General features: G+C 62.6%; 13 protein-coding genes. 2 read left to right on the forward strand and 11 right to left on the reverse strand.

The annotated features are described in order from the left end of the window. Nucleotides 1-67 precede the first annotated feature (67 nt). The 11 genes from AC4CWH_RS07645 to AC4CWH_RS07695 all read right to left on the reverse strand — a co-directional run bounded on the left by AC4CWH_RS07645 (nucleotide 68) and on the right by AC4CWH_RS07695 (nucleotide 12,839). Nucleotides 68-1,585: a cryptochrome/photolyase family protein gene (locus AC4CWH_RS07645; protein WP_491281544.1), complete on the reverse strand. Its 1,518-nt coding sequence runs from the start codon at nucleotides 1,583-1,585 to the stop codon at nucleotides 68-70. A 21-nt stretch (nucleotides 1,586-1,606) separates the two neighbouring features. Beyond that, nucleotides 1,607-2,830 carry a molybdopterin molybdotransferase MoeA gene (locus AC4CWH_RS07650; protein ID WP_491321060.1) on the reverse strand — a complete coding sequence of 408 codons (1,224 nt, stop codon included), beginning with the start codon at nucleotides 2,828-2,830 and terminating at the stop codon, nucleotides 1,607-1,609. Beyond that, entirely contained in the window at nucleotides 2,830-3,333 is a 504-nt protein-coding gene (gene moaC / locus AC4CWH_RS07655) for a cyclic pyranopterin monophosphate synthase MoaC (protein ID WP_491321061.1), read from the reverse strand. The genes AC4CWH_RS07650 and moaC overlap by 1 nt, the downstream gene beginning before the upstream one ends. Next, a complete protein-coding gene (gene trpC / locus AC4CWH_RS07660) occupies nucleotides 3,330-4,145 on the reverse strand; it encodes an indole-3-glycerol phosphate synthase TrpC (RefSeq protein WP_491321062.1) in 816 nt (271 codons plus the stop codon). The genes moaC and trpC overlap by 4 nt, the downstream gene beginning before the upstream one ends. Nucleotides 4,146-4,151: 6 nt before the next feature. Next, nucleotides 4,152-5,168 (reverse strand): anthranilate phosphoribosyltransferase, encoded by a 1,017-nt coding sequence (gene trpD, locus AC4CWH_RS07665; protein ID WP_491321063.1) that lies wholly within the window; start codon nucleotides 5,166-5,168, stop codon nucleotides 4,152-4,154. Nucleotides 5,169-5,255: 87 nt separating this feature from the next. Continuing rightward, a complete protein-coding gene (locus AC4CWH_RS07670; protein ID WP_491321064.1) occupies nucleotides 5,256-7,139 on the reverse strand; it encodes a peptidylprolyl isomerase in 1,884 nt (627 codons plus the stop codon). A gap of 256 nt (nucleotides 7,140-7,395) precedes the next feature. After that, the gene (locus tag AC4CWH_RS07675) at nucleotides 7,396-8,379 is read right to left on the reverse strand and encodes a lysylphosphatidylglycerol synthase transmembrane domain-containing protein (protein WP_491321065.1); all 984 of its coding nucleotides are present in this window, start codon (nucleotides 8,377-8,379) and stop codon (nucleotides 7,396-7,398) included. 209 nt (nucleotides 8,380-8,588) lie between these two features. Then, on the reverse strand, nucleotides 8,589-10,106 hold the full coding sequence (locus AC4CWH_RS07680) for a tripartite tricarboxylate transporter permease (RefSeq protein ID WP_491321066.1): 1,518 nt from the start codon (nucleotides 10,104-10,106) through the stop codon (nucleotides 8,589-8,591). A gap of 10 nt (nucleotides 10,107-10,116) precedes the next feature. Further along, nucleotides 10,117-10,608 (reverse strand): tripartite tricarboxylate transporter TctB family protein, encoded by a 492-nt coding sequence (locus AC4CWH_RS07685; protein ID WP_491281552.1) that lies wholly within the window; start codon nucleotides 10,606-10,608, stop codon nucleotides 10,117-10,119. Beyond that, a complete protein-coding gene (locus AC4CWH_RS07690; RefSeq protein WP_491321067.1) occupies nucleotides 10,605-11,549 on the reverse strand; it encodes a Bug family tripartite tricarboxylate transporter substrate binding protein in 945 nt (314 codons plus the stop codon). The genes AC4CWH_RS07685 and AC4CWH_RS07690 overlap by 4 nt, the downstream gene beginning before the upstream one ends. A 219-nt stretch (nucleotides 11,550-11,768) precedes the next feature. Next, nucleotides 11,769-12,839: an ABC transporter substrate-binding protein gene (locus AC4CWH_RS07695; RefSeq protein WP_491321383.1), complete on the reverse strand. Its 1,071-nt coding sequence runs from the start codon at nucleotides 12,837-12,839 to the stop codon at nucleotides 11,769-11,771. Nucleotides 12,840-13,017: 178 nt separating this feature from the next. Here AC4CWH_RS07695 and AC4CWH_RS07700 point away from each other — a divergent pair, with 178 nt between their 5' ends. Both AC4CWH_RS07700 and AC4CWH_RS07705 read left to right on the forward strand, forming a co-directional pair. Next, the gene (locus AC4CWH_RS07700; RefSeq protein ID WP_491281555.1) at nucleotides 13,018-13,692 is read left to right on the forward strand and encodes a response regulator transcription factor; all 675 of its coding nucleotides are present in this window, start codon (nucleotides 13,018-13,020) and stop codon (nucleotides 13,690-13,692) included. Beyond that, the gene (locus AC4CWH_RS07705; protein WP_491321384.1) at nucleotides 13,692-15,080 is read left to right on the forward strand and encodes a sensor histidine kinase; all 1,389 of its coding nucleotides are present in this window, start codon (nucleotides 13,692-13,694) and stop codon (nucleotides 15,078-15,080) included. The genes AC4CWH_RS07700 and AC4CWH_RS07705 overlap by 1 nt, the downstream gene beginning before the upstream one ends. Nucleotides 15,081-15,100 lie beyond the last annotated feature (20 nt).

Here is a 15,100-nt window from a genome sequence, read left to right on the forward strand (position 1 = left end):
TTCCGGTGACGGAGGGGGATTTTTTCGTTTGGCCGAAGTGAATTGCGTGGAGACGCGGAACAGCGGGTCAGTCGCGTGAATCGGCCTCAGAGCTTTTACCGGTTACCTCAGCATAGGCCGCCAGCGCCCGGTCGCGCGCTTCGAAATGATTGACCACCGGCTTTGGATAGGTTTTGCCGAGCGTCACGCCGGCCTTTTGCAAAACCTCCGGCGGAGCTTCGAAGGGGCGGTGAATGTATTTCTTCGGCAGACGTGAAAGCTCAGGCACAAACCGTTTGATGTACTCGCCATCGGCATCGAATTTCTCGCCCTGCAGGATGGGATTAAAGACCCGGAAGAAGGGTGAAGCATCGGCGCCCGAGCCCGCCACCCATTGCCAGTTGGCGGCATTGGAGGCGACATCGGCATCCAAAAGTGTGTCGCGGAACCAGGCTTCGCCGCGCCGCCAGTCAACCATCAAATCTTTGATCAGGAAGGAGGCGGTGATCATGCGCACGCGGTTGTGCATGATGCCGTGGCGCCAGAGTTCCCGCATGCCGGCATCAACAATCGGATAGCCGGTCATGCCCTTCGTCCAGGCTTGAAAACCGTCGTCGTTCTCCTCCCAGGGAAACGCATCGAAGCGGTCGTTCCAGTTGTGTGTGCGAAGCTTTGGAAACGCCACCAGAAGGTGATGGCAGAATTCGCGCCAGACCAGTTCCTTGCGAAAATGGGTCACATGGTCGGAGGCTTGCAGGCCGCGTGTTGCATACCAGATGCGGGCAGGCGAAATTTCACCAAAGGCCAGATGCGGCGAAAGCTTTGACGTCGCCTCGGTCTTTCCCGGAAAATCGCGGTCGGCCTTGTAGGTGTGGATCGGGCGCTCGACAAACTGTTCGAGCTTTTCGACGGCACCGGCTTCACCCGGGGTCCAGAGCGTTTCGAATTCCTCTGCCCAGTTCGGGTGCATCGGCAGGAGATGCCAGTCGGACAGTGTTTCCGACGACGGAAACGTGCCAGGGGCGGGCAGGGTTTCTGGCGCCTCCGCCGGTTCGCGCGGCTCACCATCCTTTTCCAGCGCTTTCCAGAAGGGAGTATAGACCCGGTATGGACCGCCGGTGCCGGATCGCATCGTATGCGGATCATGCAGAAGCTGGCCCTTGAAGCGCTTCACCTCGAGCCCGCCGTCATGCAGTGCCTTCAGGATCTCGGCATCGATCCCGTCACGCTCGTAGAGCCGGTTGAGATAGACGGCTTTGGCCCCAGTCTCCTCGGCAAGGGCTGCAAGCACTTCGCTTGCCGTGCCCGTCTTCAGAATGAGCCGGTTGCCGCGGGCCTGAAGGGCTGCTGAAAGCGCCTGAAGCGAATGATGCAGCCACCAGGCCTGCGCCGCACCGAGCGGCCCGACAGCCTCGTCATCGGGCTCGCGCACATAAACGCAGAGGATCGGCCGCTCTTTCTCGACAGCACTCAAGAGCGCGCCATTGTCATCCAGACGCAGATCCTTGCGGAACCAGACAAGGATGGGCGAATGTGTTGCGTCTGGCACCGTGTAAAACTCCGGAATCGTTTGTCTTTGCCGTCGTTTACGGCAAGGAGAGCCCATCGGATCATCTTTGGTGAAAAGTCAGAACCGACGCAGCAGCAGGATCGGGCAGGGGGCGCCGGCCGGCAGTTCGGGCGCATGCGGCGGGCGCACGATCAGGCAATCCGAATCGGCAAAAATCCTCATCATCGAGGAATCCTGCTTGGCAAACGGCGTTGCCATCAGGCGCCCGTCATGATCGCGCGCAAGCGTTGCACGAAGATAGTCCTGCCGGTGGTCGTTCTGGCCAAGCGGTACTGCGGCAAAGGCATCGCGAGCGCGGCTTTCGGTGCCGCGATGGGCAAGTTTTGCGACCAGCGGTTCGAGGAAAAGCAGGCCGCAGACCAGGCTTGCGACCGGGTTTCCGGGCAGGCCGAGCACCTGCATGGCGCCGAGCGAGCCTACCATCAGCGGTTTGCCCGGCCGCATGGCGATGCGCCAGAAATCCAGTTCCATGCCTTGCGCCTTCAAGCTCTTCTGCACCAGATCATGATCGCCGACGGAGGCGCCGCCCAGCGTCACCAGCACATCGGCGCCTTCATCGACCGCCTTGCCAATGGCCGCCTCGATCAGGTCGGAACGATCCGCCACGATACCGAGATCCAGAACCTCGCCGCCGGCCGCCTCGACCAGAGCGGAAATGCCAAATGTATTGGAGGCGATGATCTGCGATGGCTGAGGCACGGCGCCCGGTGATACCAGTTCGTCGCCGGTGGCAATGATGGCAATGCGCGGGCGGCGATAGACGGAAAGTGCCGGATGGTTCATGGCGGCTGCCACGGTGAGACGGGCCGGATCGAGCCGTGTTCCGCTTGAGAGCACCACGTCGCTTTCGGCAAAATCCTGTCCACGCGGGCGGATATGGCGGCCCTTAGTCACCGCAAATGTCGTACGGATACGGTTGCCGTCGCGTTTTTCCGCATCCTCCTGGATCAGCACCGTATCGGCGCCCTCCGGCACCGGCGCGCCGGTAAAGATGCGCACCGCCTCGCCCTTGCCGACAGACCCGGAGAAACCGTGGCCCGCGGCCGATTCGCCGATGACCGTCAGTTCCGAGCCGATGACGGGGGCATCGCCGGCCCGCAGCGCATAACCATCCATGGCGGAGGAATGAAAGGGCGGCTGGGTGAGGCGGGCGGCGATATCGGCTGAGAGAACACGGCCCGCAGCCTCCCGCAGGGGCACCTGCTCGGATGCATCGATCGGTCTTGCGCGCGACAGCAGGCGCGTTAAGGCTTCTGAGATCGGCAGCAGGCTTGCATTCATCAGCTTGCCTCGTCTGATGACCGGCGCCAGTCGCCGGATTTGCCGCCGCTCTTTTCGACAAGCGTGATGCCGCCGATCTGCATGCCCTTGTCGGCGGCTTTCGCCATATCATAGATGGTGAGGCAGGCGATGGAAACGGCCGTCAGCGCCTCCATCTCGACGCCGGTCTTGCCGGTGAGCTTGGCGGTTGCCTCAACCCGAAGGCCCGGCAGATCGTGGTCTTCCACAATATCCACCGTCACCTTGGTCAGCACCAGCGGATGGCAGAGCGGAATGAGGTTTGCCGTCTGCTTGGCGGCCATGATGCCGGCGAGCCGCGCCGTGCCGATCACATCACCCTTCTTGGCATTGCCATCGAGAATGAGGCGAAGCGTTTGCGGCAACATGCGCACAAAACCCTGTGCCACGGCCACGCGGACAGTCTCGGCCTTGTCGCTGACGTCAACCATATGCGCCTCGCCGGAGGCGCCGAGATGGGTGAGGCGCGGCGCGTCCTGCGTCATTCCGCAGCCTCGGCTGCGGGCGTGCCGGAAAGAAGCGTGCGGGTGGCCGCCGTCACATCATCCTGCCGCATCAGGCTTTCGCCGACGAGGAAGGTGGTAATGCCGGCTTTCTCCAGACGCTTGCAATCGGCGTGGGTGAAGATGCCACTTTCGCCGACCAGGAGCCGATCCGCCGGCACCATGGCAGCCAGCGCCTCGCTGACGGACAGGCTGACCTCGAAGGTGCGCAGGTTGCGATTGTTGATGCCGACAAGCGGCGAGGACAGTTTCAGCGCGCGCTCCATTTCCGGGGCGTCATGCACTTCGATGAGAACATCCATGCCCAGCGACAGGGCCTCGTCTTCCAGCTGGCGTGCCTCGTCATCGGAGAGCGACGCCATGATCAGCAAGATACAATCGCCGCCCCAGGCGCGGGCTTCGTGCACCTGATAGATGTCGAACATGAAATCCTTGCGCAGCGCCGGAAGCGCGCAGGCCGCACGGGCGGCCGTCAGAAATTCCGGCGCACCCTGAAAGCTCGGGCCATCGGTGAGCACGGAGAGGCAGGCAGCACCGCCTGCTTCATAGGCCGCGGCGAGCGCCGGCGGATCGAAATCCGGACGGATCAGCCCCTTCGACGGGCTTGCCTTCTTGATTTCGGCAATCAGGCCGAACGTGCCGGCCTCCTGGCGCGCCTTCAGCGCCTTGTAGAACCCACGCGGCAAGGACTGGTCCGCTGCCATTGCCTTCAACTCGGCAAGCGGCACGCGAGCCTTGGCAGCGGCGATTTCATCGCGCTTGTAGGCTTCGATTTTTCTCAGGATATCGCTCATAAAACCTCACATAGGTTCGTTGGAGACGGCGACAAGCGCATCGAGCACCTGAGCCGTGCGCCCGCTGTCCAGCGCTTGCGCTGCAATCACCATGCCCTCACGCAGATCACCTGCCTTTCCGGCAATCACCAGCGACGCGGCGGCATTGCAGAGCGCAATATCGCGATAGGCATTTTGGGCGCCCGCCAGCACCGCCCTCAACGCTTTCGCATTGGCCTCGCCATCGCCACCCTTCAGGTCGTCGATGCTTGCGCGGGCGACACCAAAATCTTCCGGTGTCAGCTCGAAGCTGCGGATTGTGCCATTTTCCAGCGCACTGACCTGCGTCACGCCGGTGGTGGTGATCTCATCCATGCCATCGCCATGCACGACCCAGACCGTCTCAGAGCCCAGATCCCGCATCACTTCGGCAATCGGCTGCACCCAGCGCGGCGAAAAGACGCCAAGCAGCTGCTTGCGGGCACCGGCCGGATTGGACAGGGGGCCAAGCAGGTTGAAGATGGTGCGCGTGCCAAGCTCGACCCGGCTTGGACCGACATGGCGCATGGCCGCGTGGTGCACCTGCGCGAACATGAAGCCGATGCCGGCCTGATCGATGCAGCGCGCGATAAGCTCCGGCGTAATATCGAGCTTCACGCCAAGCGCTGTCAGCGCATCGGCAGTGCCCGATTTGGAACTGAGCGCCCGATTGCCATGTTTACCAACGGCCACGCCGCAGCTTGCGACGATGAGCGCTGCGAGTGTCGAAATATTGTAGGTGCCAAGTCCGTCGCCGCCGGTTCCCACGATATCCATCACGGCGGCCGAGGTTTTCACCGGCAGCATTTTGGCGCGCATGGTGGACACCGCGCCGGAGATTTCCTCGACGGTTTCACCGCGCACGCGCAGTGCCATCAGGAAACCGCCGATCTGCGATGGCGTTGCTTCGCCCGACATCAGGATGTCGAAGGCGAGACGGGCTTCATCGCGGGAAAGCGCCTGGCCGTTTGCCACCTTGGCAATGAAGGGTTTCAGTTCGGGCATCCTCTGGCTCTCCCCGGCGCAAGGGCCCCGAAACCCGCAACCGGTTTCGTCAGGCCAGATGCGATATGTTCAGTCCTGTTCAAGCCCTCAGCGCACCATCGCCTGATCGGCCAGTGCCTGGTTGATCTGCACACCATAGGTGGTCTGCAGCTCGGTCACCATCTGGTCCAGCATGTCGTCGCCGGCAGCCCGTGCAATCTGCTGCAACTGCTGTTCCTCACCCGACAGCGCATCGGCCGGCGGCTGGTTGACGGCCGTGACATGCATCAAGAGGCGGCTTTCGCCATCGGCGGCTGGGCCGGTGGCATTGGTGTTGACGGGGCCGGAGAAGGCAGCCTTGACCGCTTCGCCCCCGAAAATCGGATCATTGCCCTGGCGGCGAAGACCGGTCTTGGTTTCGACGGCAAGGCCAAGCTCGCCGGCGACGGCGGCAAGCGTGTCACCGCCGTCAAGGCGGTTGCGCAGCTCTTCGGCGCGCGCGGCCAGCGCATTACGCTGCTGCTCGGTCGTCCAGTCGGCCACGACCTTGTCATGCACTTCCGAAAGCGTGCGGTCGCGCTCGGGGATGACTTCGCGCACGTCAAACCAGACATAACCGTCATTGCCAAGATTGGAGGGCAGGGTCTCGGCGCCGACATCGCTGCGGAAGACATCCGTCAGCAGGCTTTCGCTCTTGGGCAGGGGAACGCCGGCGCCATTGCCATCGTTGCCGCTGCGGTCGGCCGTGACGGTCACGGCCTTCAGCTTCAGCTGCGCTGCGGCTTCCTCCAGCGAAGAACCGGAACCGCGAAGATCCTCGAAACGATCATGCACGGCCTGAACGTTCTGGGCGGCGGCGGCAAGCGACAGGTTGTTGCGGATCTCGTCCTTCACCTCATCGAAGGATTTCACCGTTTCCGGACGCACATTCGTCACACGCAGCACGACCGGGCCAAATGCCCCTTCAACGACCGGCGTAACACCCCCTTGCGGGCCAAGCGCGAAGGCCGCGTCGGCAATCTTCTGGTCCGGCAACTGGTCCTTGGTGAAATCACCCAGCATCACGTCGGCCAAAGTCTTGCCCTGATCGGTCACCAGCGCACTGAAATCCAGCTGGCGTTCCTTCATCTGCGCCAAAGCGGCAACCGCCATTTCCTTGCTCGGAAAGGCAAGCTGCTCGATGGTACGGGTTTCCGGCGTCTTGTAGCTGTCCTTGCGGCGGTCGTATTCGGCACGGACCTGCTCGTCGGTCACGCCCGTCGGGTCTGCCACATCGCTCGGCTGCAGCGTCACATAGGCAAAGCGGCGAAGTTCCGGTGCGCGGTAACGGCTTTTGGCCGCATCGAACCATGTCGCGAGCACGTCTTCGGCGGGTGCCTTGACCGGATCGATATTGGCGAATGACAGAAGCAGGTAATCGACGTCGCGCGCTTCGTTGCGATATTGCTTCAGCGCGTCCACCAGTACCTTCGGCGCCTGGAAACCGTCGGAGACCGCATCGACAATCTGGCTGCGCACAGCAACCTTGCTGCGCTCCTTGATGTAATCGTCCTCGCGAAGTCCGGCATTGCGCAGGCGCGTACTGAACAGCGTGCGGTCAAACCGGCCGTCATTGCCGCGGAAGGCGGGGTCTTCGGCGATCAGGTTTGCCAAGCGATCCTCGGAAAGACCAAGCCGCATGTCCTCAGACAGCTGGTCAAGGGCAGCACCTGCCGAAAGCTGGGCGAAGGCCTGACGGTCGACGCCAAAGGCGCGCGCCTGTTCCGTTGTCAGCTGCGTGCCGAACTGGCGGCTGAGCAAACTCAACTGGCGCTGATAGGCGAGGCGGAATTCGGCCGGCGATACTTCCTGGTCCCCCACGGTCATCACGGCATTGCTGCTCGGTCCCACGAGCGATGCAGAGACACCCCAGATCGCGAAGGAGCCCACGAGAAGCAGAAGCAGCAGTTTCGAGACCCAGGAGCGGGAGTAGTTTCTGAGGGTATCAAGCATCGATCGACATTACCTTGAAAACGGGGCAGCCACAGGCAGCGCGCCAGCGGGTTCGAAGGACTGTCTCTAGAACAAAGCGCACAGGAAATGAAGGTCCGCATTGGTAAAAGAAATGCGTGCATCGTCCTCAATGCGCAGGAAAGGCCGTCGCTACCGCCAACTGAAGTCGCAGGACCGCTTTTGAGGGAAGGCACTCGGCCCGATACGCAGATGAGAGCGGAGGGAGGAATGCGCGGGGCTTTCCTGGCCGCACCGGTCAGGCCGAGGGCGCGCGCAGGGCAGGATCCTGCGAGTGATTTTGCTTTTCCGTGCTGCCCTCGTGTTTTTTGCGGGCGCGGAACACGGCCTCACCCACCAGCGAAACGGGAAGCGCAATGGCAAAGGGAATAAAGAAATAGATCACCCGGAAGGCCACCAGCGCGCCGATTGACGCCTGATCGCCCATCACGTGCTTCACCGTCACCTCCAGCACGCCAAGCCCGCCCGGCGCATGGGTGATGAGAATGGCGATATTGGCGAGCACATAGGCGGTCGCAGCCTTGAGGTAACTGACATTTTCGGTCGCCTGCATTAGTTCCATTAGGCAGGCCGAGACGAGGGCGAAATTCACCGTGCCGATCACGATCTGCAGGATGGCAATTCGAACCGTCGGCATCACAAAGGTCCATTTGCGGATCTTGAGCGGCGCGCGCAGGAAGGCGGCGAGGACGACATAGACAAGGGCAATGACGAAGCAGAGGCCGCCGATCAGCATGGCAATGGTGGGGGAGACGCGCAGAAGCGCCGCCGCATCCGACGGGTTCAGCACCATCACAATGCCGGAGAGAACGAGAAGGCCAAGGCCGACCGTCATGCCCGACATCAGCACGATCTTTGCCACATCCTCCGTCGACATGCCCCAATGGGCATAATAGCGATAACGAATGGCGCCGCTGCTGAGGCCGGCAAGGCCAATACTCTGCCCGAGCCCCAAGGCGACAAAGGAGGCGAGCGCAATTTTTGGATAGGCAAGATCGTTCTTCACATACCGCACGCCCGTCCAGTCAAAACCGGTCAGGCAGAGGTAGGAGCCGGCGCAATAGAGAAGCGCCAGCAGGAAGTTCGACATGGGAATGGCGCGCACGGATTCCAGGATCTGCGCCCAGGTGAACTGGCTAAGCCCGATATAAACGAGATAACCGGCAAGGCCGACGCCAAAAATCATCGTGCCATAGGTGAAGAGGCGCTTGCGTCCGCTCATGCAGCGCACGCGACGTTGTGGTGCCCCCGAGCAGGCGACGATAAAAGCGCGAAAGTTTTGGAAGCGTTGGTCAGCGGGGCCATCATCATCACCTGAAAGAACGCCGGTAAACGGGATGGCGCGGCTTTGGTTCCCAGGCGTTAAAAAAGCAATCCCGCCGGCCTTTCGGGCGGCGGGATCAAAGGGCAGGGTCTTTGGCAAACGGCAGGTCAGTCTTCGTTTGCCGCCATCTGTGACAGGACTTCGCCGCGACCGCGTGCCCGAAGGATCAGCGGCACGATCAGTGCGAGAGCTGCAACGATCAGCAGGCCGGCAGCAATCGGCGAGGTGAAGAGAACCGAGAAATCCCCCTGGCTGATGGCGAGCGCCCGGCGCAGCTGCTGTTCGGCAAGCGGCCCGAGGATGAGACCCACCACGACAGGCGCAATCGGATAACCGAAGACGCGCATGACGTAACCGAGAATGCCGAAGGCGAGCAGCATGCCAAGCTCGAAAACCGACGGGTTGGCGCCAATCGTGCCGAGCGTCGCAAACAGGAGGATGCCCGCGTAAAGCCAAGGCTTCGGGATGGTGAGCAACCGCACCCAAAGGCCGATCAGCGGCAGGTTCAGCACCAGCAGCATGAAGTTGGCAATCAGCAGCGAGGCGATAAGGCCCCAGACGAGCTGCGGATTGGTGGCAAACAACAGCGGACCGGGCTGAAGACCATATTGCTGAAAGCCCGCGAGCATGATGGCGGCGGTCGCCGTCGTCGGAAGACCAAGCGTCAGCAGCGGCACCAGCGTGCCGGCAGCAGACGCATTGTTGGCCGCTTCCGGACCGGCCACGCCTTCGATGGCGCCATGGCCGAACTCTTCCGGATGCTTCGACAGGCGCTTTTCGGCGGCATAGGACAGGAAGGTGCCGATTTCAGCACCGCCGGCCGGCATGGCGCCGATCGGGAAACCGATCACGGTGCCGCGCAGCCACGGCTTCCAGGACCGCGCCCAGTCAGCGCGGTTCATCCAGACGGACCCCTTCACCGCTTCCACCTTGTCGGGACCCTTGACGCCCTGCGCTGCGATAAACAGCGTTTCGCCAATGGCAAACATGGCAACGGCAAGCGTCGTCACCTCGATGCCATCGAGAAGATCCGGCACGCCGAAGGCAAGCCGGGTCTGGCCGGTCAACTGGTCAATGCCGATGGTCGACAAAGCAAGGCCGATAAAGAGGGCCGTGAGGCCACGAAGCGTCGAATCACCGAAGGCCGAGGACACGGTGACGAACGCAAGCACCATCAGCGCAAAATATTCGCGCGGGCCAAATACCAGAGCCAGCTTGACGATGAAGGGGGCGATGAAGGCAAGACCGATCGTGGCGAGCAGGCCTGCCACGAACGAGCCGATGGCCGCCGTCGCCAGTGCCGGTCCACCGCGTCCCGCACGTGCCATCTTGTTGCCCTCGAGCGCGGTGACGATCGAGGCACTTTCGCCGGGCGTATTGAGCAGAATGGACGTTGTGGAGCCGCCATACATGCCGCCGTAATAAATACCGGCAAACATAATGAGCGAGCCGGCGGGGTCCAGCTGATAGGTGACGGGCAGAAGCAGCGCCACCGTGAGCGCCGGCCCGATGCCGGGCAGAACGCCAACGGCCGTGCCGAGTGTCACGCCGATCAGGGCGTAGAAGAGGTTCATCGGCTGCGCGGCAATCACCAGGCCCTGCAGCAGGAATTCAAACGTGCTCATGACGTGGCTTTCACTGGAAGAGGCGCTCAAGCGGCCCGGCGGGCAGGGAGAGCTGGAGAAGACCGGCAAAGATCAGCCAGACGACAAGACAGAGAACGATGCCGACCGGCAGCGAGATCCACACCTTGCGCTTGCCGAAGCCGGCTGCGGTTGCTGCAAACAGCACACCTGTCGCGATGGAGAAGCCAGCCGTGTTCAAAAGCAGCATCTGGGCCGCAAGCCCACCGATCACCCAGGCAACCGGCTGGACTTCCTGCTTTTCGCGCTCGGGGAAATCGCCGCGGAAGGCTGCGATCACGGTCCAGACGGCCAGCAGCAGCAGCACAACGGCAATCGCCATCGGAACGGTGCCCGGACCGACCGGCGAATAACCGCTGACTTCGCGAAGGCGGGCCGCGTCGAAAAAGATGACGCCGGAAATTGCGACCAATACGGCAGCAATGACAAGCGCCGCCCAATCGGGGCGACGCTCTCCGGCCTTGTTCAAAGGTCCTTGGTTCATTTGACCAGTCCGATGTCCTTCAGGATGGTTTCAGTGGCAGAAATATCCTTGGCAAGCTGTGCGTCGAAAGCCGGGCCGGACAGATAGGTATCCTGCCAGCCCTTGGTCTTCAGCGTTTCCTGCCAGGTCTTGGAGGTGACGAGCTTCTGGATATCGGCCGTGACGGCTGCCTTCTGCTCGGCCGTAAGGCCCGGAGCGGCCGCCACCATGCGCCAGTTCTGCACGGACACATCAAGACCGGCTTCCTTCAGCGTCGGCGCTTCGGTGCCGGGGATGCGCGTGTCGCCGGAGGTGGCGAGCAGGCGCAGCGTGCCCGACTTGATCTGCGATTCGAATTCGCCATAACCGGAAATTCCGACCGTGACCTGCGAACCGAGGATAGCGGCCAGCGCTTCGCCGCCGCCGGAAAACGCGATATAGTTGATCTTCGTCGGATCGACGCCGGCAGCCTTGGCAATGAGGCCTGCTGCGATATGGTCGACACCGCCGGCCGAACCGCCACCCCAGGAGACCGAGCCCGGATCCTTCTTGAGCGCTGCCACGAGATCGGCAACCGACTTCAGCGGCGAAGAGGCCGGAACCACGATGGCTTCATTTTCGCCGGTGAGGCGTGCAATCGGGGTCACATCCTTCAGCGTGACCGGGGCCTTGTTGGTGAGGATGGCGCCCACCATCACGTAGCCGCCGACGATCAGGGCATTCGCCTTACCCTTCTGCTGGCTGGCGAACTGGGCAAGGCCAATGGTGCCGCCGGCGCCGGGCACGTTGATGACCTGCACGTTCTTGGAAATGCCTTCCTGCTGCAGCGCGGTCTGGAGCGAGCGGGCGGTCTGGTCCCAGCCGCCGCCCGGTGCTGCCGGTGCCATCAGCGTGTAATCCGTGGCATAGGCCGGAAGCGCCATGGCGCCAGCAAGCAGGGATGCGAGAATGATGTGTTTCAAGGGTCGATCCTCCAATGGCGTCGCTGTGACGCTCTGATTTCAGCCAAGCTGGAAGGAAGACGACAATCTGGTGCACCCGGCGAAAAACGTCTCGGGCGCGGATCCCCCTCCCACGCAGTCCGGGACGCCTCCACGGCCCGAATAAAGACAAGCGACCACATTATGCTGACATTTAGCTGACACCCACCGACAGGTAACCGATTTGGCCGCAATTCAGCTCTATTGCAGCCGCAAAACCTCGTTCCAGCGGGCAATCAGCCGGGCACGCTTGACCTGATCGAGATAGACCATGAGGCCAGGGCTGACCGGCACAGGCTTCAACTGGCCACCGAGCATTTCGCGCATGGTGGTGGCGGTATTTCCAATAGCAACATCAGGGCTTACGGCGGGGATCTGCAACTGCTGCGTGAGGATTGTCTGACCTTCCTTCGACATGAAAAATTCAAGGAATCGACGCCCGAGATCCGGCGAGGCGGCCGCCTGTGGCACCAGACCGATGCGCGACATGACAACCGTATAATCCTTCGGCAGCACGATGCCGACCTCCGGATGGTTCGAGGCCCAGTCGGCGGCATAGGAGCCGAGGATGTTGTAGCCGAGCACGAATCGTCCGTCCGCCACCCGTTCGAGAATCGCCTGACTGGTGGAGTAGAGTTTGACGCCAGCTTCTCCCATGGCGTTCACCACAGACCAGATGTCGTCGAACTGCTCCTGGTCGCGGGACATGAACAGGAAGCCGACGCCGGAGCGTTCGATATCATAGGTGCCGATCCGCCCGAAGACCGCGTCGCCCTCGGCCTTCAGATAGGCCACGAATTCGGCCCGCGTGGAGGGCGGTGCGCGGTCGATAAAACTCGGCTTGTGATACACGAAGACGGCGGGCTCAAACGTCAGCGCATAGGCGGTGTCGCGCCAGTTTGCCCAATCGGGCCAGCGCGCGCTCATCGGCAGCCGGCTCGGCTGGGCGTATCCGTCATTGGCGAGCTTCACCTGCAAGTCCATGGCGGAGGAAAAGGCAAAATCGGCCGTTTTGCCGCCCTCGTCGGTTTCGCGCACGATGCGATCATGGATCTCGCCGGTCAGCATGTCCTCGTAACGCACGGCAATATCGACATTGGCCTTCTGGAATGCCTCGATCATCGGCCGGGCAATCGGCTGGTCGAGCGACGAATAGACCACGAGAACCGGTGCATCCGCACGACCCGAACGCGCGGCAAAGGAGGTGACCTCCGCATGGGCGGCCGCTGCAAGGCTGAGGCCGATGCAAAGGGTGAGAAGACGAATTTCCATGACATCCATGATGCATGACCGCTGCGGCCGAGACAAGGTGAAGCGAAAGGGGCTAGGGGCACGCCGACGCATGGGGATAACCTCTGCCACCGGCGGCTTGCAGCACTCTGCCGACGCAAAGGCAAGTGACAGCTGAGACTTTCGCCTCTAGTCTTTACCGCGACGAGGGGGAGTTTGGGTGCGCATTCTGCTGGTGGAGGATAATGGCACGCTTGCCGAGGGCCTGTCGGCTATTTTGCGCGGCAGTGGTTATGCCGTGGATGTCGTGTCGGATGGCCTGTCTGCCGAAGCAGTGGCAACGGCGGAAAAGTTCGACCTGATCATCCTCGATCTCAACCTGCCGGAAATGGACGGGCTCGACGTGCTGCGCTCGATCCGCGCGCGCCAGAACCAGGCGGCCGTGATGATTCTTACCGCGCGCGGGACGCCGGAGGAGCGGGTGAGGGGTCTTGATCTCGGTGCCGACGATTATCTCACCAAGCCTTTCGACATTTCCGAGCTTGAGGCGCGCATCCGGGTGCTGCTGCGCCGGCAGGCAGGTCTTCGCTCCTCACGGGTGGAGTTCGGCGGCCTCGTCCTCGATTTGACCTCACGCAGCTTTTCCGTCTCCGGCCGGCCGCTCGATCTGCCGGCGCGCGAGGTGGCACTGCTGGAACTTTTGTTCCTGCGGGCCGGCAAGGTCGTCTCGAAGGAATCGATCATCGGCTCGCTCACCGGTTTTGATGACGACCTTTCGTCGAATGCCATCGAGCAATATGTGTCTCGTCTCCGGCGCCGGCTGCAGACGCATGGGCTGACCGTCAAGACCGCGCGCGGCATCGGCTATTATCTCGATCTGGTGGCAGCACCGTGATGAAGGGCATCCCGCGTTCTCTGCGCGGCCGGCTGCTCGCGTGGCTTCTGGCGGCAACGGCCGTGCTTGGGTCGCTGGCGCTGATCGATACCTGGCGGGAGGCACGCCAGACGGCCAATGATGTGTCCGACCGGGTGCTTGCCGGGTCGGCGCTTGCCATTGCCGAACGGGTCGTGGTGGCCGAAGACGGGTCGCTGGAGGTGGATATCCCCTATGTCGCGCTCGAAATGCTGACGTCAGCGGCGCAGGACCGGGTGTTTTACCGCGTCGACGGCCCGCCCGGCACGTTCATCACCGGTTATCAGGCGCTGCCGGCGCTGGCGCGGCGGGAAGGCCAATCGACTGCGTTTGACGATGCAAGCTTTCGCGGCGAACCGATCCGCGTTGCAACGCTTGCCCGCTCCGCGTCGACCGGAATTTCCTCCGTGCCGTTTACGGTGACGGTTGCAGAGACAACGATTGCGCGTCGCCAGCTCAGCCGCTCAATCCTCTTGCATTCGGCCATCCGCCTGCTCCTGATGATGGCCGGCGCCTCCGTCATCGTCTGGATTGCCGTCTCACTGTCGCTGCGCCCGCTCTACCGGCTGGGCGGCGCCATCGAGAGCCGCAGCCCCGACGATCTGGAGCCGATCGGCGAACAGGTGCCAAGCGAGGTGGAAGGGCTTGTCGAGACGGTCAATTCCTTCATGGTGCGGCTCAAATCAGCGCTGGAGGCGCTGCGCCATTTTACCGGCAATGCCAGCCATCAGCTGCGCACGCCGCTCGCGGTCGTGCGCACGCAGCTGGCACTCGCCGCCCGCTCCACCGATCCCGCCGACGCACGCGCCGCCATCGAGCGGGCCGATGCCGCCGTTGCCAATGCCGAGCGCATCCTCGCGCAGCTGTTGATGATGTCGCGTATCGATGCGGCCTCGAAGGGCACGCAGACGGATCTTGTGCGGCTTGATCTCTGCGAACTTGCGCGCACCGTCACGGCAGACCACGTGCCACCGGCGGCAGAAGCCCATATCGATCTCGGCTTCGAGGGGGAGGGGCAGGCTTTTATGCGCGGTGAACCGCTGCTGCTGGCCGAAATGCTGAAGAACCTGATTTCGAACGCGCTGCTTTATGCCGGCCGGGGCGCCGAGGTCACCGTGCGCGTTTTGGCTGATGAACAGCATCTGGTACTGGAGGTCGAGGATAACGGCCCGGGCATTCCCGCCGACAGCATAGGCCGGGTGATGCAGCGGTTTGAGCGCGCCAGCGGCCCGGAAGAACGCGGCAGCGGTCTTGGCCTGCCGATCGTCGAGGAAATTGCCAGCCTGCTCAGCGGCAGCATGATGCTTCAGACGGGGCGCGAGGGGCGGGGCCTGAAAGTTGTGCTTCGCTTTCCAGCTTGCGGCGAATAGATCCTTGGACAAGACCCTGC

The organism is Neorhizobium sp. PAMB6716, from assembly GCF_058242805.1.

What these genes read in the sequence shown, in the direction of transcription:
- AC4CWH_RS07670 (WP_491321064.1), bottom strand. Translation starts at nt 7,139, where the DNA reads ATGCTTGATACCCTCAGAAACTACTCCCGCTCCTGGGTCTCGAAACTG.
- AC4CWH_RS07680 (WP_491321066.1), bottom strand. Translation starts at nt 10,106, where the DNA reads ATGAGCACGTTTGAATTCCTGCTGCAGGGCCTGGTGATTGCCGCGCAG.
- trpD (WP_491321063.1), bottom strand. Translation starts at nt 5,168, where the DNA reads ATGCCCGAACTGAAACCCTTCATTGCCAAGGTGGCAAACGGCCAGGCG.
- trpC (WP_491321062.1), bottom strand. Translation starts at nt 4,145, where the DNA reads ATGAGCGATATCCTGAGAAAAATCGAAGCCTACAAGCGCGATGAAATC.
- AC4CWH_RS07685 (WP_491281552.1), bottom strand. Translation starts at nt 10,608, where the DNA reads ATGAACCAAGGACCTTTGAACAAGGCCGGAGAGCGTCGCCCCGATTGG.
- AC4CWH_RS07645 (WP_491281544.1), bottom strand. Translation starts at nt 1,585, where the DNA reads ATGGGCTCTCCTTGCCGTAAACGACGGCAAAGACAAACGATTCCGGAG.
- moaC (WP_491321061.1), bottom strand. Translation starts at nt 3,333, where the DNA reads ATGACGCAGGACGCGCCGCGCCTCACCCATCTCGGCGCCTCCGGCGAG.
- AC4CWH_RS07695 (WP_491321383.1), bottom strand. Translation starts at nt 12,839, where the DNA reads ATGGAAATTCGTCTTCTCACCCTTTGCATCGGCCTCAGCCTTGCAGCG.
- AC4CWH_RS07675 (WP_491321065.1), bottom strand. Translation starts at nt 8,379, where the DNA reads ATGAGCGGACGCAAGCGCCTCTTCACCTATGGCACGATGATTTTTGGC.
- AC4CWH_RS07650 (WP_491321060.1), bottom strand. Translation starts at nt 2,830, where the DNA reads ATGAATGCAAGCCTGCTGCCGATCTCAGAAGCCTTAACGCGCCTGCTG.
- AC4CWH_RS07705 (WP_491321384.1), top strand. Translation starts at nt 13,692, where the DNA reads ATGAAGGGCATCCCGCGTTCTCTGCGCGGCCGGCTGCTCGCGTGGCTT.